Source organism: Pseudomonas sp. Hp2 (assembly GCF_006386585.1).
In the GTDB taxonomy this organism is placed as follows: domain Bacteria; phylum Pseudomonadota; class Gammaproteobacteria; order Xanthomonadales; family Xanthomonadaceae; genus Pseudomonas_S; species Pseudomonas_S boreopolis.
The window spans coordinates 248,107-267,776 of record NZ_VAHJ01000004.1; the positions used below are offsets into that span (position 1 = coordinate 248,107).

Below are 19,670 nucleotides of genomic sequence, written 5' to 3' on the forward strand. Positions count from 1 at the left end.
GCGCCCGGGGGCGACGGGATGCGAACCGGAGGATCGGAAAGGGGCACAGCCTGCGCCCAGGATTTATTCGCAAAAACCCCTGGTATCCTGAAATACCTTCAACATTCCGTTGAAAATCATGGACCGGATCGGCGATATCGCCCTGTTCCTGCGCGTGCTCGACCTCGGCTCGATCAGCGCCGCCGCACGCAGCCTGGACCTGTCGGTGGCGGTGGCCAGCCAGCGCCTGAAGCGGCTGGAGCGCGAACTGGGCGTGCGCCTGCTGCACCGGACCACGCGCCGCCTGCATCCCACCCCGGAGGGCCAGGCCCTGGCCGAGCGCGGGCGGGTGCTGGTGCAGGACCTGGAAGCGCTGGCCGAGGGCCTGCGCGAGAGCGCGCAAGGCGTGTCCGGCACGCTGCGGGTGACGATGTCGGCGTCGTTCGGCCAGCAGTACGTCTCGCCGCTGCTGCCGGAGTTCCAGGCGCTGCACCCGGGCGTGCGGATCAGCGCGCACCTGAGCGACGACCTGGTCGACCTGGTCAAGGAAGGCTTCGACCTGGCGATCCGGATCGGGCCGCTCGGCGATTCCGGGCTGGTCGCGCGCCGCATCGCCGAAAACCGCCGGGTGCTGTGCGCCTCGCCGGGCTACCTGCGCCGCCACGGCACCCCGCGCACGCCGGAGGAACTGGCCGGCCATGCCGGCGTGCTGCTGATGGGCCGCGACGGGCGCCAGGACGTGTGGACGCTGACCACGCCCGAGGGCGGCACGGTCAAGGTGCGCATGGAAAGCCGCTTCGAGAGCAACTTCGGCGAACTGCTGCGCGATGCGGTGCTGGCCGACCAGGGCATCGCGGTGCATTCGCTGTGGCACATCGCCGACGACCTGCGCGCCGGGCGGATGGCGGTGGTGCTGCCGGACTACCCGCCACCGACGACCCAGATCAACGCGCTGATGCCGGCGCGGCGCCTGCAGCCGCCGCGGGTGCGCAGCTTCGTCGAGTTCCTGATCCGGCACCTGGGCGATGCGCCTTGGGAGAAACCGGCCGTGACGGCCCGGTAAGATCGACCGGTTCCCTTCGACCGAGGAAGTCCATGCCCGCGCACGCCCTGTCCCGACCGCTCGTCCTCGGCCTCGCCCTGGCCACCGCGCTGCTCGCCGGCTGCGACCGCGCCGCATCGCGGCCGGACGCCCCGGCGCCGTCGGCCGCCGCGCCGGCCGCGTCGATCGACGCGTTCTTCGCCGAGTTCAGCGATGCGTGGATGCGCAGGCAGCCTTCGGCCGCGACCGCCAGCCGCTATTTCGACGGCGAGGAACAGGCGCGCCTGGACCGCCAGATCACGCCGATGACCGCCGCGTTCGAGCGCGAGAGCGTGGCGCTGGCGCGGCAGGGACTGGAGCGGCTCGGGCAGTTCGACCGCGGCGCGATGAGCGATACGCAGCGGGTATCGGCCGAGCTGATGGCCTGGCAGTTGCAGGCGATCGTCGACGGCGAGAAGTACATCGACCACGATTTCCCGCTGCAGCAGATGAACGGCGCCAACGTCCAGCTGCCCAACCTGATGACGGTGGTGCACCCGCTGGGCAGCGCGCGCGACGCGGACAACTACCTCGCGCGCCTGTCGCTGTTCCAGGCGCGGATGGGCGAGGCGGTGCAGCGCGCCGAGGACGGCGCCGCCAAGGGCATCCTGCCGCCGCGCTTCATCATCGACGAGACGATCGCGCAGATGCGCCAGTTCGTCTCGTCGCCGCCGGAGCGCAATCCTCTGGTGACGACGCTGGACACCAAGCTGCGATCGGCGCAGGGCGTCGATGCGGCGCAGCGCGCGGACTTCGTCGCGCAGGCCGCGAAGATCGTGGCCGGGCAGGTCTACCCGGCCTGGCGGCAGGCGATCGCGGTGCTGGAGCGGCAGCGCGGGCAGGCGAGCGACGACGCCGGCGCCTGGCGCCTGCCCGATGGCGAGGCCTATTACCGCTACCAGCTGCGCCGCTTCACCTCGACCGGCCTGGACCCGCGGCAGATCCACGAGATCGGCCTGCGCGAGGTGGCGCGCATCGAGGGCGAGATGGACCGCATCCTGCGCTCGATCGGGCGCGACCGGGGCAGCGTCAAGGAGCGCATCGCCCGGCTGGAGAAGGACCTGGCCTACCCGGACGACGATGCCGGCCGCAAGGCGATCATGGCCGACATCGACGGGATGATCGCCGACGCGCAGAAGCGCTCGGCGGCGCTGTTCGACATCGTGCCCAAGAGCGAAGTGATCGCGCGGCCGTACCCGGAATTCCGCTGGAAGAGCGCCGCCGCCAGCTATACCGCGCCGCCGCTGGACGGTTCGCGCCCGGGCGTGTTCCAGATGCCGCTGCGCCCGGAGCGCCTGACCCGCTTCGGCCTGCGCACACTGACCTACCACGAGACGGTGCCCGGGCATCACTTCCAGATCGCGCTGTCGGTGGAGAACAAGGCGTTGCCGAAGTTCCGCCAGACCCGCGCGCTGGGCGGCATCTCCGCCTTCAGCGAGGGCTGGGCGCTGTATGCCGAACGCCTGGCGGCGGAGAACGGCTGGTACGAAGGCGATCCGACCGGCCTGCTCGGCCAGCTGGATGCGGAGCTGTTCCGCGCGCGGAGGTTGGTGGTCGATACGGGGCTGCACGCGATGAAGTGGACGCGCCAGCAGGCGATCGACTACGGCATCGAGCGTTCCGAGGTGGATCGTTACGTGGTGTTCCCGGGGCAGGCGACCTCGTACAAGATCGGGCAGCTGGAGATCATCCGCTTGCGCGACAAGGCGCGCGCGGCGCTGGGGGATCGGTTCGATCCGCGCCAGTTCCACAACCGGGTGTTGTTGACCGGGGTGGTGCCGTTGCCGTTGTTGGAGCGGGAGGTGGATGCGTGGGTGGCGGAGGTTAAGGGGACGGGGTGATGTGTGGGCGGGGATCGAGATCCGCTGATCCCTTCTCCCTATGGGGTGAGGGCGTGTTGCTTGCGAACCATGGGTTCGCACACGCCTGAACGCCTGGCGCGCTGCGCCAGGCCGGGGCGCGAAGCGAGGTGCCCCGAAGGGGCGGATGAGAGTACGGGCGAAGCCTCGCGATCTATCGTCATCGCCGCGATAGCGGGAAGCGCTTTTCAGCAGCCGAACGGCTGATCATCCACGGGCTTTTCTTTGGCTTTTTGGGGCTGTTGGCAATCAATAAAGGCAAAAGCTTTAACAGCAACAGCCGGTGTTTTGGCTTTGTGGAAGGGACTTCAGTCCCGACGGCTTTACCGTTGCCGCTCAGTACCAGCGCATTGCCAGCAACCCTCTAACCCTCGCGCACCAACCTCGCTCCATCCCAGCGCAGCGCAATCGCCTGCCCTGCCCGCAACGTCCACTCGCTGGTGGTGCCGGCGTGGTCGAGCCGGTAGCGGCCGCCCTTGGCGCTGGCCAGGTCCACGCGGTCGAGCCCGCCGTTGCGCCAGCGCAGGCCGACGGTGGCGGTATTGCGTGCGCGCAGGCCGCGGACTTCGCCGTCGGGCCAGGCCTTCGGCAGCGCTGGCAGCAGGAAGATCGTGCCGCCCCAGCTCTGCAGCAGCATCTCGGCGATGCCGGCGGTGCCGCCGAAGTTGCCGTCGATCTGGAAAGGCGGGTGCGCGTCGAACAGGTTGGGATAGGTCCGCGCCGGGGCCAGCAGCATGCGCAGGATCTTGTGCGCGTGCTCGCCGTCGCGCAGGCGTGCCCACAGGTTCAGGCGCCAGCCGATGCCCCAGCCGGTGGCATCGTCGCCGCGCAGTTCCAGCGAGCGGCGGGCCGCGGCGGCCAGCTCGGGCGTGTCGCGCACGTTGATCTGGCTGGACGGATGCAACGCGTAGAGGTGCGAGACGTGGCGATGGTGCGGTTCGGGCGCCTGCATGTCCCAGTCCTCGCGCCATTCCTGCAACTGCCCGGCTTGGCCGATGCGGTCCGGCGCCAGCCGCGCGCGCAGGGTCGCCAGCCTGGCCGCGAAACCGTCATCCTGCCCGAGCCGCCGCGCCGCCTCGATGCACTGCCCGAACAGGTCGCGCAGCAACTGCGAATCCATCGCCGGGCCCGCGCACAGGGTGGAGCCATGCGGGTGCGGGTTCTCCGGCGACATCGACGGATTGGTGACCAGCTCGCCGGTGCGCGGATCCTCCACCAGCACCGCGGCGTAGAACTCGGCCGCGCCGCGGAACAACGGGTATACGCGGCGCAGGTAATCCAGGTCGCGGCCGTAGTCCCAGTGGTCCCACAGCGGTTGCAGCAGCCAGGCGCCGCCCATCGGCCAGATGCCGAAGCGCGCGGCGTCCACCGGGCTGGCCTGGCGCCACAGGTCGGTGTTGTGGTGGACCACCCAGCCCGGTGCGCCGTACATGCGCTGCGCCGTGCGCCGGCCGGTCTCGGCGAGGTCGCGCACCATCGCTTCCAGCGGCTCGACGCACTCGGCCAGCGCGGTCGCCTGCGCCGGCCAGTAGTTCATCTCGGCATTGATGTTGAGCGTCCATTTGCTCGACCACGGCGGGTCCTGCAGGTCGTTCCAGATGCCTTGCAGGTTGGCCGGCTGCGTGCCCGGTCGCGAGCTGGCGATCAGCAGGTAGCGACCGAACTGGAAGTACAGCGCCGCCAGCGCTGGATCGTCGGTTTCCTCCGCCACGCGCGCATCGGTGGCGCGCCGGTGCGCGTCGTGGCCGCCCAGGTCGAGCGAGACCCGCCGGAACAGCGGCTGGTAATCGTCCAGGTGCGCGCGCAGCAGCTGTTCGTACGAGCGGCCGCGGACCGCATCCAGGCGCTCGCGCGTGATCGCCTGCGGGTCGCCGGACACGTCGTCGTAGCGGCGATAGCTGGTGGCTGCGCTGGCGATCAGCACCAGTTCGTCGCAACCGTCGAAACGCAGGCGCCCGTCCTCGGCGGCGATCCGTCCACCCTGGGCCAGCAGCCGCACGCGCAGGCAGGTGCGCAGGCCGCCCGGAATGCCGGAGCGCTCGCCGTTGCGGCCGTCCATGCGCAGCTCGCCGCCTTCGGACGCCACCTCGTGCGGCAGTTCGCTGGCGGCCGAGAGCCAGCCGTCGATGCGGCCGGGCCGGTCGCAGCGCAGCCGCATCACCAGGCACTGGTCGGGCGCCGAGATGAAGCTTTCCCGGGTATGCGTGGCGTCGCCGGCGCGGTAGCGCGTGCGCACCAGGGCCCGGTCCAGGTCGAGCTCGCGCCGGTAGCCGGAAATGCCGCCCTGGCCGTCGAGGTCCAGCCACAGGTCGCCCAGCGCCTGGAACGGCATTTGCCCCGCCGGTTGCGACATCATCGTGCGATCGGCGAGCGCCTCGGCCTCGGCGTAGCGCCCTGCGAAGACCAGTTCGCGGATCCGCGGCAACGCGTCCAGCGCGCCGGCCGGATTGGCGTCGTAGGGCTGGCCGGCGAACAGCGTGTCCTCGTTCAACTGCAGCCGTTCGCGCGCGGTGCCGCCCCACACCATCGCGCCGAAGCGGCCGTTGCCCAAAGGCAGCGCATCCACCCATTGCCGCGCCGGTTGCCGGTACCACAGCGTGAGCGCATCGTCCGCGGCGACCGTGCCCTGCGCCTTGGCGAGGGCCGGCAACTGCGCCAGCAGCGCGGCGGCCGCACCGGACTTGAGGAACCCGCGTCGCGTGGTCATCGGCATCGTCTCAGGGAATCAGCATGCGGCGCATCTGCGGCACGTTGCGCGCGAGCTCGTCGGCGACGATCGCGGCGAACAACGCGGCACCCTCCGGGCCGAGGTGAGTGTAGTCGAAGGCGCGCTTGGGCTGGCCCATCGGCTCGGCGGCGGCGTTGTCCTGCCGGGGCGCGGCGGAGGCAGGGGCGTTGGGCGCCGCCGCGGCGACGGTGGTGCCCGCCTGCGCGGCGCTCACCTGCTCGGGTGTCGCCGGGGCCTGCGCCAGCCGCATCGCCAGCACCGGGCCCATGCCTTGCACCAGGGCCTGGCTGCGCGCGTGCAGGTCGATGAGCGGCACTTGCATCTGCGCGGCGACCCGGCGCACCGCCTCGGCCCAGGGGCCGAGGTCGTCGATCAGGCGGCCGTCGCGGAACTGGCGCCGGGTCAGCGGCGTCACCAGTACCGGGATCGCGCCGGCGGCGCGGGTCTCCTCGACGTAGCGGCGCAGGTTGGCGGGGAATTCGCCGGCCAGGTCGGTCGAGCGCCCGGGCTTGCCGGGCTGGTCGTTGTGGCCGAACTGGATCAGCACCCAGGTGCGCTCGTAGCCGCCGCTGCGCATCTCGTGCAGGGCGATGTCCCAGGACCCCTCGGCGCGGTAGTTGTAGGTGCTGCGCCCGCCGCGCGCGAGATTGACGCAGGCCAGGAACGAGGAGACGTGGTCGGCGCAGAACGCCGGCCCCCAGCCGCCCTGCACCGCGGTGGTGGAGTCGCCGACCAGGATCACCTTGCTGGCGTGGATCGGCGCCACCGGCGGCCGCATCGCGTCCTCGGCGGCGTGCGCGCCGGAGACGGCGCAGAGCAGGGGCAAGACCGGGATGAACTTCCGCATCGGGTCTCTCCGGGTCAGAACGTACCGCGCTGCACGAACGGCACCTGCGCATAGAGCCGGCGTTCGCCGCCGCGCGGGTCGTCCTGCAAGCGGCTGTCGCTGTCGAACACCATCGTCTCGCGCCGTGGCAGCGAATAGGGCTTCCATGCCGGCAGGCCGGCGTGGTTCGGGTCGCCGCGGCGGGCGAAGGCGAGCAAGGCGTCGCTCATCGCGGCGGCCATCCGGCGCGCGTCGGCGTCGTCGCCGGTGCGCGCGCCGGCCGCGGCGGTGTTGTCGAACACCAGCGGGATGTCCAGGGTGTGGAAGGCGCGCAGGCGCGCGTTGGCACCGCCGCGCGCGTACCAGTCCAGCTGGTAGGCCCAGGTCGGCGCGCCCTGGCGCGCGCGCGCCTCCAGTTCCTCGACCGCGCCGCGCCAGGAGCGCCCGGCGGTGGTGGCGGCGAAGAACACCTCCGAGGGCGTGTAGTGCGGATACAGCCGGCGGTACTCCGCGACCACCACCTGCGGCGGCAGGTCGACGTACTGCTGCGCCTGCAGTTTCGCCGGCAGGTCGTCCCAGCCCAGCGCGAAGTTCTCCTCGTCGTTGCCGAGGAAGGCGCGGGTCTCGTCGCGGGTGTTGCCGATCACCATCGGGATCGCGCGCGACTGCTCCGGCGCCTCCGGCCAGAACGGATGCGCCGGCAGCGCGCGCGCATCGAGCACCGGGCCGAGATAGAGCGAGGTGCTCTCGGCGCGCGACGGATCGCGGACCTGCGCCGCCTTCAGCAGGTCCGCGACCTGCAGCGTGCGCAACCTGGCGACCTGGTCCGGCGCGATCTTCAGCGCCTCCAGCACCAGCTGCGCGCGCTGCGTGGCCGCGCGCGGGCCGGCCGCGGTGACCTGCTGCCCGCTCATCGTCCAGGCGCGGTGGAACAGGCCCCTGGCCGCCGGCATCGCCATCAGCGTGGCGATCTTGGCGCCGCCGCCGGACTGGCCGAACAGGGTGACGTTGCCGGCGTCGCCGCCGAACTCGGCCGCGTGTTCGCGCACCCACTGCAACGCGGCGACCAGGTCGAGCTGGCCGGCGTTGCCCGAGTCGGCGAAGCTCGCGTCGCCCAGCTGCGCCAGGTACAGGTAGCCGAACAGGTTGAGCCGGTGGTTGACCGTCACCACCACCACGTCGCCGCGCCGGCACAGGTTGCCGCCGTCGTAGAGCGGGTCGCTGCCGGAACCGTTGTTGTAGGCGCCGCCGTGGATGTAGACCAGGATCGGGCGCCGGCCGCCGTCGCGCAGGCCCGGCGTCCATACGTTGAGGAACAGGCAGTCCTCGCTGGTGGCCTCGCCGCCGGCCTTCGGCTGCGGCGCGGCGGGCCCGTAGGCGGTGGCGTCGCGCACGCCCTGCCACGGCGCTTCCGGGCGCGGCGGCTGGAAGCGGTAGGCGGCGGTGTCCGCGCCGTACGGGATGCCCTTGAACACGTGCACGCCGCGTTCGCTGTAGCCGCGGATGCGGCCGCCGCGCACGCGGGCGAGCGGCGCGGTCGACCCGGCGGCGGCGAACGCGCCGGGCGCGAGCGCGCCCAGGCCCAGCGCCAGCCCGCCCAGCGCGGTGCCGCGCAGGAATCCGCGGCGGGTGGTGTCGTGCGATGTCGTGTCGTGGCTCATTTCGCCGTTTCCTCTTGGAGGCTGTCGATCCAGGCCAGCGCCAGCCGCGGCCAGGCCGCGGTGGTCAGGCCGGCGGTGCCGCGCGTGCCGAAACCGTGGCCGCCGCGCGGGAACAGGTGCATTTCCGCCGGCACCCCGGCGCGGCGCAGCGCGTCGTAGAACAGCAGGCTGTTCTCCACCGGCACGACGGCGTCGTCCTGCGCGTGCACCAGGAAGGTGGGCGGCGCGCGCGCGTCGACCCGGTTCTGCAGCGAGTAGCGCCGCACCGTTCCGGCGTCGGGCGCGTCGCCGAGCAGGTGCCGGCGCGAACCGGGATGGGCGATGGGTGCGGAGACTTCGCATTCGCCCGCCGCGGCGGCGCAGCGCGATGCCTGGCCCATGTCGATCACCGGATAGACCAGCAGCTGGAAGTCCGGGCGCGCGCTCAGGCGATCGGCGGCGTCCTGCACCGGGTAGCTGCGTTCGTCGAAGCGGGTGCCGAGGCTGGCGGCGACATGCCCGCCGGCGGAGAAGCCCATCACGCCGACCCGGTGTGGATCGATACCGAACGCGGCAGCGCGGGCGCGGATCAGCCGGATCGCGCGCTGCGCGTCCGCCAACGGCACGTCGCGGCCCTGCGGGTGGCCCTCGCCCGGCAGCCGGTAGCGCAGCACGAACAAGGTGATCCCGCCGGCCTCGGCGAACGCCGGCACCAGCGCCGAACCTTCCTTGTCGAGCACGATGCGCTGGTAGCCGCCGCCGGGCGCGACCAGCAGCGCGGTGCCGTTCGGCCGCGCCGGTCGGTACACCACCAGGTAGGGCCGGGCGACGCCTTCGATATAGCGGTCGGGCAAGGCCGGATCGGCGCTGCGCTCGAGGATGCGCTGCGGCATCGCCAACGGCGCATCGCCCGGCGCGAGCCCGCCCGGCCACAGCTCGATCCGGCTGGCCGCCTCGGCGGCGGTGTCCGCCGAGACCGCCGGTTGCGCCAGGGCCGGCCAGGCCGGCGCGAAGAACAGCAAGGCCAAGGCCAGGCGCCCGGCCGGACGGCGCCCTCGCGTGCTGCTGGCGTGCATCTACAACCCCTCCCAAGGTCCCCGCGGCACGGCGCCAGGGCGCTTTGCCGCACTGCACATTGTCAATGACACCGGTTTACCATATACAGACCGCAACGCCACTGTCGATGGGCAGTGCAACAAACCGTCCGAACTCCAGGAGGAACCCTTTGAACCACGACGCCGGCAAACAGGATTCGCCTCCGTCCGCGCTGTCCGGGATCGCCCAGCGCTTTGTCCAGGCGCGGCGCGAAGGCCGGTCGCTGCCCGGATTCCCCGGGGAGATCCCGGTGGACATCGAAACCGCCTACCGGGTGCAGGACCTGGCGATCGCCCAGTGGCCGGACCGGGTGGTCGGCTGGAAGGTCGGCTACATCGCCGCCGAGCGTCGCGACGATTCCGGCGACGACCGCCTGCTCGGCCCGATCTTCTCGCGCGCGCTCTGGGATGCCACCGGTGGCATCGTCGAGTTCCCGGTGTTCGTCGGCGGCTTCGGCGCGGTCGAGGCCGAGTACGTGCTGCGCCTGGACGCCGATGCGCCGGCCGGCAAGCTGCACTGGACGCCCGAGGAGGCGGCCGCGGTACCGTCCACCCTGTTCACGGGCGTGGAGATCGCCAGCAGCCCGTTGGCCACGATCAACGAGCTGGGCCCGCGCGTGGTGGTCTCCGACTTCGGCAACAACAACGGCCTGATCCTCGGCCCGGAGATCCCGGAATGGCCCGCGCGCGAGGAACGGTCGCTGCGCGCGCAGACGCTGATCGAGGGGCGGACGGTCGGCACCGGCGGCGCCACGCTGCTGCCCGGCGGCCTGCGCGCGGCGTTCGCGTTCGCGCTGGGCCGCTCGGCGCGGCGCGGCCGCCCGTTGAAGCGCGGCGACCTCATCGCCACCGGCAACGCCACCGGCATCCACGACATCAAGGTCGGCGAGCTGGCGACGGTCCGCTTCGAAGGCTGGGGCGACATCCAGTGCAGGGCGGTCGCCGCCGGCTGAATTCCCACACCGGATCATGAGCAGCGCGGGAGGGCGCGGATGATCACACGCAGAGGTTTGCTCGGTGCCGGCATCGGCGCCGCACTGGCCGCACCGCTGGGCGCGGCCCGGGCCATCACCCGGGTGCCGGGCGGCCAGCTGTTGACCGCCACCGACGTGCACGTGGCCGACTACCCCACCGTCGAGGCGGTGCGCTGGATCGGCCAGCAGCTGGAGAGCGAGACCGGCGGCCGGCTGAAGCTGCGCCTGTACCACTCCGGCCAGCTCGGCCGCGAGGCCGAGGCGATCGACATGGCGCGCTTCGGCGCCATCGACATCACCCGCGTGTACTCCGGCGCGCTCAACAACGCCTTCCCGCTGACCCAGGCGCTGTGCCTGCCGTACGTGTTCGACTCGGTCGCGCACCTGCGCCGCGCCCTCGACGGCGAGGTCGGCGAGACGGTGCTGCGCGGGTTCGAGGCGCGCGGCCTGGTCGGGCTGGCGATCTACGATTCCGGCGCGCGCTGCTTCTACAACACCAAGCACCCGATCGTGGAGCCGCGCGACCTGCATGGCCTGAAGGTGCGCGTGGCCAACTCCGACATCTTCATCCGGCTCATGCGCCTGCTCGGCGCCAATCCCACGCCGATGTCGCTGGGCGAGACCTTCTCGGCGATGGAAACGCACATGATCGACGGCGCCGAGAACAACATGCGCAGCTTCCAGTCCAGCCGCCATTTCGAGGCGGCGCGGTTCTGGTCGCAGAGCGAGCACTCCTACGCGCCGGACATCCTGGTGATGTCGCGCGCCAGCTTCGAGGCGCTGGAACCGGCCGACCGCGAGCGCATCGTGCGCCTGGCGCGCGCGTCGGTGCCGGTGATGCGCCGCCTCTGGGACGATTCCGAGGACGCCGCGCGCCGCGCCGTGGTCGCCCACGGCGTCAAGACCAACGACGTCGACATGGCGGCCTTCCGCAAGGCCGCCCAGCCCCTGCTCGACGAATACCACCGGCGCCCCGAGATCGAGGCGCTGTACCGCCGCATCCGCGACCTGGCCTGAAGACGTTCCCGATGACCGAGACCGCCTCCGATACCGCCGCCACCTACGTGCCGCCCCCGGCACAACGTGCGCTGGACCGCTTGTCCGACCTCGCCATCTACATCGCCGCCGCCTCCCTGCTGGGACTGGTGGTGGTGCAGGGCTGGCAGGTCTTCACCCGCTACGTGCTCAACGATTCGCCGAGCTGGACCGAGCCGGTCACGCTGCTGCTGCTGAGCACCGCGATGAGCCTGGGCGCCGCCGCCGGCGTGCACACCAACCGCCACTTCGGCTTCTTCCTGCTGGCCGAGAAGTTCCCCGAAGGCGGCCGTCGCGCGCTTGAGGCGCTGCGCGCGCTGGTGATGGCCGCCATCGGCGCGGTCATCGCCTGGTGGAGCGCGCGCCTGCTGCTGGACGGGCTGGACATCAAGATCGCCGGCGCGCGGATGCCGCAGAGCATCAACTACCTGCCATTGGCGCTCGGCGGCGCGCTGATGTGCGTGTTCGCGCTGTACCGCGCCTGGCGCGCGGCGCGCCCGTCGCCCGCCGGCACCGTCGAAGGGGAGCACTGAGCCATGGCCATCACCCTGCTGTTGGGCCTGTTCGTCGTCCTGATGGCCGTCGGCGTGCCGGTGGCCTACGCGCTGGCCGTGGCCGCGCTGGCGACGCTGCTGTACCTGGACCTGCCCAGCGTCGTGCTGGTGCAGCAGATCTCCGCCGGTTCCGGCTCGGCGTCGCTGATCGCGATCCCGTTGTTCATCTTCGCCGGCGAGCTGATGCTGCGCGGCGGCATCTCCGAGCGCCTGATCGCGCTGGCGGCCTCGCTGGTAGGGCGCATGCGCGGCGGCCTGGGCCAGGTCAGCGTGCTGTCCTCGCTGTTCTTCGGCGGCGTGTCCGGCTCGGCGATCGCCGACGTGTCGGCGGTCGGCGGCACGATGATCCCGCAGATGGTCAAGCGCGGCTACGACCGCGACTTCGCGGTCAACGTCAGCATCACCGCGGCGCTGGTCGCGCTGCTGGTGCCGCCTTCGCACAACCTGATCCTGTTCTCGGCCGCGGCCGGCGGCGGCATCTCCATCGCCGACCTGTTCGCCGCCGGCATCGTGCCCGCGCTGCTGATGACCGTGGCGATGATGGTGACCGGCTACGCGGTGGCGCGCCATCGCGGCTACGGCACCGAGCCGTTCCCGGGCTGGCGCGCGGTGCTGCTGCGCCTGGTCGGCGCGCTGCCGGGCCTGGGCCTGGTGCTGCTGATCTTCGTCGGCATCCGCGCCGGCATCTTCACCGCGGTGGAGAGCGCGGCGATCGCGGTGGTCTACGCGCTGCTGGTCACCGCGATCCTGTACCGCCAGCTGCGCTGGGCCGAGTTCTTCGCGGCGGTCACGCACGCCGCGCGCACCACCGGCGTGATCCTGTTCGTGATCGCGACCGCGGCGGTGTTCGGCTGGCTGCTGGCCTACCTGCAGGTGCCGGCGGCGGCGGTGGAGTTCCTGCAGCGCTTCGCCGACAGCGAGCGCACGGTGCTGGCGATGATCGTGGTGATCCTGCTGGTGCTGGGCATGTTCATGGACCTGGCGCCGAAGATCCTGATCTGCACGCCGATCTTCCTGCCGGTGGTCAAGGCCTACGGCGTGGACCCGGTGCATTTCGCGCTGGTGATGGTGCTGGCCGGCGGCATCGGCCTGATCACCCCGCCGGTGGGCTCGGTGCTGTTCATCGGCACCGCGATCGGCAAGATCAGCATCACCGATTCGATGCGCACGATCTGGCCGTTCTGGCTGGCCGCGCTGGCCGTGCTGCTGATCGTGACGTTCTTCCCGCAGCTGTCGCTGTGGCTGCCGGCGATGCTGCGCGGGTGAGTGATGTCGTGGGAGGGACTTCAGTCCCGACAGGGCCTTGCCGGTAAAGCTCGTCGCGACTGAAGCCGTTCCTACGGAAAAGCAGGGATTCTTCGGAGGAAAAACGATGCGCAAGTGGAACCTGTGGGTACTCCTGGCCGCGTTGGCCTGCGCCAGCGCGCACGCCGCCGAGTGGAAGCGCGGCATCGAGAACCAGCGCATCGCCGACCTCGGCGACGGCACCTTCCTCAACCCGGTGCTGGCCGGCGACCATCCCGACCCGTCGGTGCTGAAGGACGGCGACGACTACTACATGACGCTGTCCTCGTTCGACGCCTATCCCGGCCTGCCGCTGTGGCACTCGCGCGACCTGGTCAACTGGCAGCCGATCGGCCACGCGATCCGCACCAACGTCGGCGCGATCTGGGCGCCCGACCTGATCAAGCACGAGGGCCGCTACTACATCTACTTCCCCGCGCGTCGCGGCGAGACCGGCACGCGCAGCAACTTCGTGGTCTGGGCCGACCGCATCGAGGGGCCGTGGAGCGAGCCGATCGACATCGGCCTGGGCAAGTACATCGATCCCGGCCATGCGGTCGGCGAGGACGGCAAGCGCTACCTGTTCCTGAGCGGCGGCGACTACGTGCAGCTGTCCGACGACGGCCTGAGGGTGGTCGGCACGCCCAGGCACGTCTACGACGGCTGGAAGTACCCGGAAGAATGGGACGTGGAGGCCTACGCGCAGGAAGGCCCCAAGATCACCCGCCACAACGGCTGGTACTACATGACCACCGCGGTCGGCGGCACCGCCGGCCCGCCCACCGGGCACATGGTGATCACCGCGCGCTCGCGCTCGGTCCACGGGCCCTGGGAGAACGCGCCCAACAACCCGATCACGCGCACCGTCAGCCGCGACGAACCGTGGTGGTCGCGCGGCCACGCCACGCTGGTGGAAGGCACCGACGGGCGTTGGTGGATGATGTACCACGGCTACGAGAACGGCTTCTGGACGCTCGGCCGGCAGGCCTTGCTCGATCCGATCGAGTGGACGCCGGACGGCTGGTTCGTCGCCAAGGGCGGCGATCTCGGCAAGCCGCTGAAGAAGCCCAGCGGCGAGGCGGTGCCGCATGGCCTGGCGCTGTCGGACGACTTCACCTCCGGCAAGCTCGGTCCGCAGTGGTCGTTCTTCGATCCGGCCCGCGACGAGTACGCACGGCTCGCGTTCGGCGACGGCGTGATGACGCTGCAGGGCAAGGGCCGCCAGCCGCGCGACAGCTCGCCGCTGACCCTCACCGCGACCGACCCGGCCTACCAGTTCGAGGTCGAGCTGGAGATCGAACCGGGTGCGCAGGGCGGCGCGCTGCTGTTCTACAGCGAGCGGCTCTACGCCGGCGTCGGCAGCAACGGCGAGAACTTCATCATGCACCGCTACGGCGAGGAACGGCCGGCGAGCCTGGCGCCGAGCGCCCGCGGCGGCAGGCTGTGGCTGCGCATCACCAACGACCGCCACATCGTCACCATCCACAGCAGCCCCGACGGCAAGCGGTGGACCAAGTACCCGGTGCAGATGGAGGTGTCCGGCTACCACCACAACGTCGCCGGCAAGTTCCTGGCGCTGAAGCCGGCGCTCTACGCCGCCGGCAACGGCAAGGTGCATTTCCGCCACTTCCGCTACCGGGCGTTGGACTGACGGCACCCGTGGGAGCGGCTTCGGCCGCGGCCGGGCCTTGCAGGGCAGCCCCGCCGCTCCTACGGACGCCTGGCCCAGCGGCTAGAATTCCCCCATTCCAACCGGTCACCCACCATGCCGCGCAAGAAAGCCGAAGAGCCCGCGTCGGGCCTGCCCAAGGGCAAGGCGGCGACCATCAACGACATCGCCCGCCTGTCCGGTGTCTCCAAGAAGACCGTCTCGCGGATCATCAACAACTCGCCACTGGTGCGGCAGGACACCCGCGAGAAGGTCGAGGCGCTGATGCGCGAGGTCGGCTACGCGCCCGACCCGCTCGCGCGCGGGCTGGCGTTCCGCCGCTCGTTCCTGATCGGCATGGTCTACGACAACCCGACCGCGCAGTACATCGTGGACATGCAGTACGGCGCGCTCGACGCGCTGCGCGGCTCCAGCTTCGAGCTGGTGGTGCACCCGTGCGACACCCGCAGCCCCGGCTACATCGAGGGCGTGCGCCGCTTCGTGCAGGCGCAGAAGCTGCACGGCGTGATCCTGGTGCCGCGCGCCTCCGAGGACCAGGCGCTGGCCGACATGCTCGCCGAGATCGGCTGCCGCTACACCCGCATCGCCTCGGTGGCGCTGGACACCACCTCGCAGACGGTGATCACCCACGACCGCGACGGCGCCGCCGAGGCCGCCGACTATCTGCTCTCGCTCGGCCATCGCGACATCGCCCTGGTCACCGGTCCCAGCGCCTACCGCTCCTCGATCGAGCGCACCGGCGGCTTCCTCGAGGCATTGCAGCGGCGCGGCATCGAACTGCCGCCGGAACGCGTGGTCGAGGCGGGCTACACCTTCGAGTCCGGCGTGGCCGCGGCCGAGAAGCTGCTGCTCGGCAGCAAGCGGAGGCCGACCGCGATCTTCACGGGTAACGACGAGATGGCCGCCGGTATCTACAAGGTGGCCCTGCGCGCCGGCATCAGCATCCCGCGCCAGCTCTCGGTGATCGGCTACGACGACAGCTCGCTGGCCTCGCGGCTGTGGCCGCCGCTGACCTCGGTGCGCCGCCACACCCGCGACACCGGCCGTACCGCCGCGGCGATGCTGATCCAGCCGGAAGGCACGCCGATGCTGCCCACCGCCAGCGTGCGCCCGCACTTGATCGTCAGGGATTCCTGCCAGCCCCCGGAGGACTGACCGAAGGTCAGTCCTCCGGGGGCTGGCGGGGAAGTGCTGCCCGCTGTGCGGGCGGCGCCCCGAAGTTCGCGCAGCGAACTTCGGGCCCCTTCCTCGCCTCGCCTATCCCCGCGCCTTCGGCGCGCCCCCTTAACAAAGGGGGCTTTCCTCCAGTGACCTTGATGCGATCGGCCTGCTCCGGCGCTGGCGGCAGGCATCCCCCACCTTGCACCGCAAAATGACACCGGTTTCCAAAACCCATTAGAATCGCTCCCGACCCTTGCGGGACGCATCGTCGCCCCGCCCACCGGAGAGCCCCATGTCCCTGTACTGCAAGACCCACTACGCCACCCATCCCGCCGCCGTCCAGGGCGCCAGCAACGACGAGCTGCGCGAGCTGTACCTGCTCGACGGGCTGTTCGCGGAAGGGCGGATCGTCCTCAAGTACACCCACTACGAGCGCTTCGTGATCGGCGGCGCCGCTCCGACCGACGCCCCGATCGCGCTGCCGGCGCAGACCGAGCCGGCCTCGGCCGCCGGGCATCCGTTCCTGGAGCGCCGCGAGCTGGGCGTGATCAACGTCGGCGCCGGCACCGGCACGGTGACCGTGGACGGCACCGCCTACACCCTGGCGCCGAAGGACGGCCTGTACGTGCCGATGGGCAGCGCCAAGGTGGTGTTCGCCTCGGCCGATGCGGCCCATCCCGCCAAGTTCTACCTGGCTTCCACCCCGGCGCACGCGCGCTTCGAGGCCAGGCACATCTCGATCAAGGATGCCGTCCCGCTGGAGCGCGGCGCGTTGGAGACCAGCAACGAGCGCACCATCTACCAGTACATCGTGCCGGCGACCTGCCCGTCCTCGCAGCTGCTGCTGGGCCTGACCATCCTCAAGCCGGGCAGCGTCTGGAACACCATGCCGCCGCACCTGCACGACCGCCGCAGCGAGGTCTACTTCTACTTCGACCTGGGCGAGAACGACCGCGTCTACCACTTCATGGGCGAGCCGGACGCGCAGCGCCACATCGTCATCAAGAACGACGAGGCCGTGGTCTCGCCGCCGTGGTCGATCCACATGGGCGCCGGCACCAGCAACTACGCCTTCATCTGGGCGATGGGCGGCGAGAACCTGGACTACACCGATATGCACGTGCTGGACATCTGCCAGCTCAAGTAACGCCGTGGAGCGGGGCTCCGCCCCGCTGCGCTTTTCATGGGGGCCTGGGAATCCGCCGGCCGCCCGACACCATCCGCGTCAACCGAGGGGATTTCGCATGGCAAACAACCCGTTCAGCCTGGAAGGCAAGGTCGCGCTGGTCACCGGCGCCAACACCGGCCTGGGCCAGGGCATCGCATTGGCGCTGGCCGAGGCCGGCGCGGACATCGCCGGTGCCGGCATCGTCCACGCCGCCGAGACCGAGGAGAAGGTCAAGGCGCTGGGCCGCCGCTTCCTCAACATCGAGGCCAACCTGATCACCATCGAGCCGGTGCAGCGCGTGCTCGACGAAACCATCGCCGGCCTCGGCCGCGTCGACATCCTGGTCAACAACGCCGGCCTGATCCGCCGCGCCGACGCGGTGGATTTCAGCGAGAAGGACTGGGACGACGTCATGAACGTCAACATCAAGGCCGCCTTCTTCATGAGCCAGGCCGCCGGCCGCCACTTCATCGCGCAGGGCAGCGGCAAGATCATCAACATCGCCTCGATGCTGTCGTTCCAGGGCGGCATCCGCGTGCCGTCGTACACCGCCAGCAAGAGCGGCATCGCCGGCATCACCCGCCTGCTGGCCAACGAGTGGGCCGGCAAGGGCGTGAACATCAACGCGATCGCGCCGGGCTACATGGCCACCGACAACACCGCCCAGCTGCGCGCCGACGAGGACCGCAGCAAGGCGATCCTCGACCGCATCCCGGCCGGGCGCTGGGGCACGCCGGCCGACCTCGGCGGCACCGCCGTGTTCCTGGCCTCGCCGGCCTCGGACTACGTCAACGGCGCGATCATCCCGGTCGACGGCGGCTGGCTGGCGCGTTGACCGCCGTTCCCTTCCCCCGCTTGCGGGGGAAGGTGCCCGAAGGGCGGATGGGGGCGACTCCGCTGGGAGCCGATCAAGACCATGGCTCATCTGCGTTCCCATTTCCAGATACGAGCCGGTAATGCCGGCCTTTAGCCGGCATGCCACACGGGAGCCACGCCATGCTGCGCCTGTTGCTGCTGTTGCCGCTGCTGCTTGCCGGTGCGAGCCACGCCGCCGCCCCGCAGCGCGTCTTCGTCGCCGGCGATTCCACCGCCGCCGAGTACGGTCCCGAACGCGCGCCACAGGCCGGCTGGGGCCAGATGCTGCAGTCGTGGCTCGACCCGGCGCAGTGGAGCGTGCGCAACCATGCCAAGGGCGGGCGCAGCGCGCGCAGCTTCATCGAGGAAGGCCGCCTGGACGCGATCGCCGCGGAACTGCGCGCCGGCGACGTGCTGCTGGTCCAGTTCGGCCATAACGACGCCAAGTTCGAGGACCCGACCCGCTACGACGATCCGCAGGAGGCGTATCCGCGCTACCTGATGCGCTACGTGCAGTTGGCCCGCGACAAGGGCGCCCTACCGGTGCTGATCACGCCGGTGGCGCGGCTGCTGTACGACTTCGGCTCGCTGCTCGACACGCACGGCCCGTACACCCAGGCGGTCAGGCAGCTGGCGCAGCGCGAGCAGGTGGCGCTGATCGACCTCAACGCCAGCTCGACCGCGTGGATCCGCGGCCTGGGCGAGGAAGCGGCCAGGCCCTATTTCATGTTCGTGCCGGAGCAGGGCAAGGCCGACGGCACGCACTTCAGCCGGGCCGGCGCGACCGCGGTGGCCTGCCTGGTGATGCAGGGCTGGGTGGCCTTGCAGCCGGCGCTCGAGGCGCAGCTGCGGCGCGACATCGACTGCGGCGCCAGCGCCGACGCCACCCGGGTCCGCGCCGCGCAGGCGCATCCCTCGCTGGTCCAGCACGAGCGTGACGTGGCGCGCGAGCAGCCCGGCCCGCACGGCGGCGCCGGGACGACCACGGCCTACCCGTTCTTCGCCGACGCGCCGGGGCTGCCCTTCGTGCTGCGCAAGCGCGTGCTGCACAAGGGCGCCGGCATTGGCCTGCACCCGCACCACAAGGACGAGGTCTATTACATAGTCAGCGGGCGCGGCCTGTACGCGCTGGACGGCAGGCAATACGAAGTCGGACCCGGCCATGCCCTGCTCACGCGCCCGGGCAGCACGCATGCGCTGCTGCAGACCGGCGAGGAACCGTTGGTGATCCTGCTGGCGTATCCGACCAAGAGCAGCGGGCACTGATTCCCGCGGGATCGAGGCTTGTCGTTGCCCGCGGCAGCGTAGTAGCGTCGTCCCGGGGCGGAAGCGGCAATGGCGGATGGGCGCGATGCCGTCGCCTTGTCGCAAGCCAGGCGAGGTGCACCGGAATGAAGGTATCCCTGAAGCGCGTCTACGAGCCGCCCGCCTCGAGCGACGGCAAGCGCATCCTCGTCGAGCGGCTGTGGCCGCGCGGCATGACCAGGCAGGCCGCGCATGTCGACCTGTGGCTGAAGGACGTGGCGCCGTCGCCCGCGCTGCGCAAGTGGTACGGGCACGAGGTGGCCAAGTGGGACGCGTTCCAGGCCAAGTACCGCGCCGAGCTCGAATCCAATCCGGCGCTGGAGGAACTGCGCAGGCTCGCCCGGCAGGGCCACGTCACCCTGGTCTACGCTTCGAAGGACGAACGGCACAACAGCGCCCTCGTCCTCAAGCAGGTCCTCGACGGCACGGCGTAGCGACGGGAACGCCGCGCCGCGCCG

Annotated in this window: 16 protein-coding genes; 12 read left to right on the plus strand and 4 right to left on the minus strand. The window is 71.0% G+C overall.

All coding sequences use genetic code 11. The features are described 5' to 3' along the window. Positions 1–118: 118 nt before the first annotated feature. Both FD678_RS14120 and FD678_RS14125 read left to right on the plus strand, forming a co-directional pair. Positions 119–1,042: a LysR family transcriptional regulator gene (locus tag FD678_RS14120; RefSeq protein ID WP_140724816.1), complete on the plus strand. Its 924-nt coding sequence runs from the start codon at positions 119–121 to the stop codon at positions 1,040–1,042. Positions 1,043–1,074: 32 nt separating this feature from the next. Further along, positions 1,075–2,901, plus strand: coding sequence for a DUF885 domain-containing protein (locus FD678_RS14125; protein WP_140724819.1), 1,827 nt, complete (start codon positions 1,075–1,077; stop codon positions 2,899–2,901). Between the two features lie 382 nt (positions 2,902–3,283). Here the strand turns inward: FD678_RS14125 and FD678_RS14130 are convergent, their stop codons facing one another. The 4 genes from FD678_RS14130 to FD678_RS14145 are packed head-to-tail and all read right to left on the minus strand — an operon-like array spanning position 3,284 to position 9,189. Continuing rightward, a complete protein-coding gene (locus FD678_RS14130) occupies positions 3,284–5,626 on the minus strand; it encodes a glycoside hydrolase family 95 protein (protein ID WP_140724822.1) in 2,343 nt (780 codons plus the stop codon). 10 nt (positions 5,627–5,636) lie between these two features. Beyond that, positions 5,637–6,494 carry a rhamnogalacturonan acetylesterase gene (locus FD678_RS14135; RefSeq protein WP_140724826.1) on the minus strand — a complete coding sequence of 286 codons (858 nt, stop codon included), beginning with the start codon at positions 6,492–6,494 and terminating at the stop codon, positions 5,637–5,639. A gap of 14 nt (positions 6,495–6,508) precedes the next feature. Further along, positions 6,509–8,134 carry a carboxylesterase/lipase family protein gene (locus FD678_RS14140; RefSeq protein ID WP_140724829.1) on the minus strand — a complete coding sequence of 542 codons (1,626 nt, stop codon included), beginning with the start codon at positions 8,132–8,134 and terminating at the stop codon, positions 6,509–6,511. Continuing rightward, the gene (locus FD678_RS14145; RefSeq protein WP_140724832.1) at positions 8,131–9,189 is read right to left on the minus strand and encodes an alpha/beta hydrolase; all 1,059 of its coding nucleotides are present in this window, start codon (positions 9,187–9,189) and stop codon (positions 8,131–8,133) included. The genes FD678_RS14140 and FD678_RS14145 overlap by 4 nt, the downstream gene beginning before the upstream one ends. Positions 9,190–9,338: 149 nt before the next feature. Here FD678_RS14145 and FD678_RS14150 point away from each other — a divergent pair, with 149 nt between their 5' ends. From FD678_RS14150 to FD678_RS14195, 10 genes are all read left to right on the plus strand, one after another. Continuing rightward, positions 9,339–10,160: a 2-keto-4-pentenoate hydratase gene (locus FD678_RS14150; RefSeq protein WP_140724835.1), complete on the plus strand. Its 822-nt coding sequence runs from the start codon at positions 9,339–9,341 to the stop codon at positions 10,158–10,160. A 39-nt stretch (positions 10,161–10,199) separates the two neighbouring features. Further along, positions 10,200–11,198, plus strand: coding sequence for a TRAP transporter substrate-binding protein (locus FD678_RS14155; RefSeq protein WP_140724838.1), 999 nt, complete (start codon positions 10,200–10,202; stop codon positions 11,196–11,198). Positions 11,199–11,209: 11 nt separating this feature from the next. After that, entirely contained in the window at positions 11,210–11,749 is a 540-nt protein-coding gene (locus FD678_RS14160) for a TRAP transporter small permease (protein WP_140724842.1), read from the plus strand. Positions 11,750–11,752: 3 nt separating this feature from the next. Then, entirely contained in the window at positions 11,753–13,036 is a 1,284-nt protein-coding gene (locus FD678_RS14165; protein WP_140724845.1) for a TRAP transporter large permease, read from the plus strand. A 106-nt stretch (positions 13,037–13,142) separates the two neighbouring features. Next, the gene (locus tag FD678_RS14170; RefSeq protein ID WP_140724848.1) at positions 13,143–14,705 is read left to right on the plus strand and encodes a family 43 glycosylhydrolase; all 1,563 of its coding nucleotides are present in this window, start codon (positions 13,143–13,145) and stop codon (positions 14,703–14,705) included. A gap of 114 nt (positions 14,706–14,819) precedes the next feature. Next, a complete protein-coding gene (locus FD678_RS14175) occupies positions 14,820–15,878 on the plus strand; it encodes a LacI family DNA-binding transcriptional regulator (RefSeq protein WP_140724851.1) in 1,059 nt (352 codons plus the stop codon). Between the two features lie 298 nt (positions 15,879–16,176). Then, positions 16,177–17,031: a 5-dehydro-4-deoxy-D-glucuronate isomerase gene (gene kduI, locus FD678_RS14180; RefSeq protein ID WP_140724854.1), complete on the plus strand. Its 855-nt coding sequence runs from the start codon at positions 16,177–16,179 to the stop codon at positions 17,029–17,031. Positions 17,032–17,128: 97 nt separating this feature from the next. After that, entirely contained in the window at positions 17,129–17,887 is a 759-nt protein-coding gene (kduD, locus tag FD678_RS14185; protein WP_140724857.1) for a 2-dehydro-3-deoxy-D-gluconate 5-dehydrogenase KduD, read from the plus strand. Between the two features lie 161 nt (positions 17,888–18,048). Further along, the gene (locus tag FD678_RS14190; protein ID WP_140724860.1) at positions 18,049–19,173 is read left to right on the plus strand and encodes a GDSL-type esterase/lipase family protein; all 1,125 of its coding nucleotides are present in this window, start codon (positions 18,049–18,051) and stop codon (positions 19,171–19,173) included. 125 nt (positions 19,174–19,298) lie between these two features. After that, positions 19,299–19,646 carry a DUF488 domain-containing protein gene (locus tag FD678_RS14195; protein WP_140724863.1) on the plus strand — a complete coding sequence of 116 codons (348 nt, stop codon included), beginning with the start codon at positions 19,299–19,301 and terminating at the stop codon, positions 19,644–19,646. Positions 19,647–19,670 lie beyond the last annotated feature (24 nt).

What these genes read in the sequence shown, in the direction of transcription:
- kduI (WP_140724854.1), top strand. Translation starts at nt 16,177, where the DNA reads ATGTCCCTGTACTGCAAGACCCACTACGCCACCCATCCCGCCGCCGTC.
- FD678_RS14135 (WP_140724826.1), bottom strand. Translation starts at nt 6,494, where the DNA reads ATGCGGAAGTTCATCCCGGTCTTGCCCCTGCTCTGCGCCGTCTCCGGC.
- FD678_RS14175 (WP_140724851.1), top strand. Translation starts at nt 14,820, where the DNA reads ATGCCGCGCAAGAAAGCCGAAGAGCCCGCGTCGGGCCTGCCCAAGGGC.
- kduD (WP_140724857.1), top strand. Translation starts at nt 17,129, where the DNA reads ATGGCAAACAACCCGTTCAGCCTGGAAGGCAAGGTCGCGCTGGTCACC.
- FD678_RS14130 (WP_140724822.1), bottom strand. Translation starts at nt 5,626, where the DNA reads ATGACCACGCGACGCGGGTTCCTCAAGTCCGGTGCGGCCGCCGCGCTG.
- FD678_RS14170 (WP_140724848.1), top strand. Translation starts at nt 13,143, where the DNA reads ATGCGCAAGTGGAACCTGTGGGTACTCCTGGCCGCGTTGGCCTGCGCC.
- FD678_RS14140 (WP_140724829.1), bottom strand. Translation starts at nt 8,134, where the DNA reads ATGAGCCACGACACGACATCGCACGACACCACCCGCCGCGGATTCCTG.
- FD678_RS14125 (WP_140724819.1), top strand. Translation starts at nt 1,075, where the DNA reads ATGCCCGCGCACGCCCTGTCCCGACCGCTCGTCCTCGGCCTCGCCCTG.
- FD678_RS14195 (WP_140724863.1), top strand. Translation starts at nt 19,299, where the DNA reads ATGAAGGTATCCCTGAAGCGCGTCTACGAGCCGCCCGCCTCGAGCGAC.
- FD678_RS14160 (WP_140724842.1), top strand. Translation starts at nt 11,210, where the DNA reads ATGACCGAGACCGCCTCCGATACCGCCGCCACCTACGTGCCGCCCCCG.
- FD678_RS14190 (WP_140724860.1), top strand. Translation starts at nt 18,049, where the DNA reads ATGCTGCGCCTGTTGCTGCTGTTGCCGCTGCTGCTTGCCGGTGCGAGC.
- FD678_RS14120 (WP_140724816.1), top strand. Translation starts at nt 119, where the DNA reads ATGGACCGGATCGGCGATATCGCCCTGTTCCTGCGCGTGCTCGACCTC.
- FD678_RS14165 (WP_140724845.1), top strand. Translation starts at nt 11,753, where the DNA reads ATGGCCATCACCCTGCTGTTGGGCCTGTTCGTCGTCCTGATGGCCGTC.
- FD678_RS14155 (WP_140724838.1), top strand. Translation starts at nt 10,200, where the DNA reads ATGATCACACGCAGAGGTTTGCTCGGTGCCGGCATCGGCGCCGCACTG.
- FD678_RS14145 (WP_140724832.1), bottom strand. Translation starts at nt 9,189, where the DNA reads ATGCACGCCAGCAGCACGCGAGGGCGCCGTCCGGCCGGGCGCCTGGCC.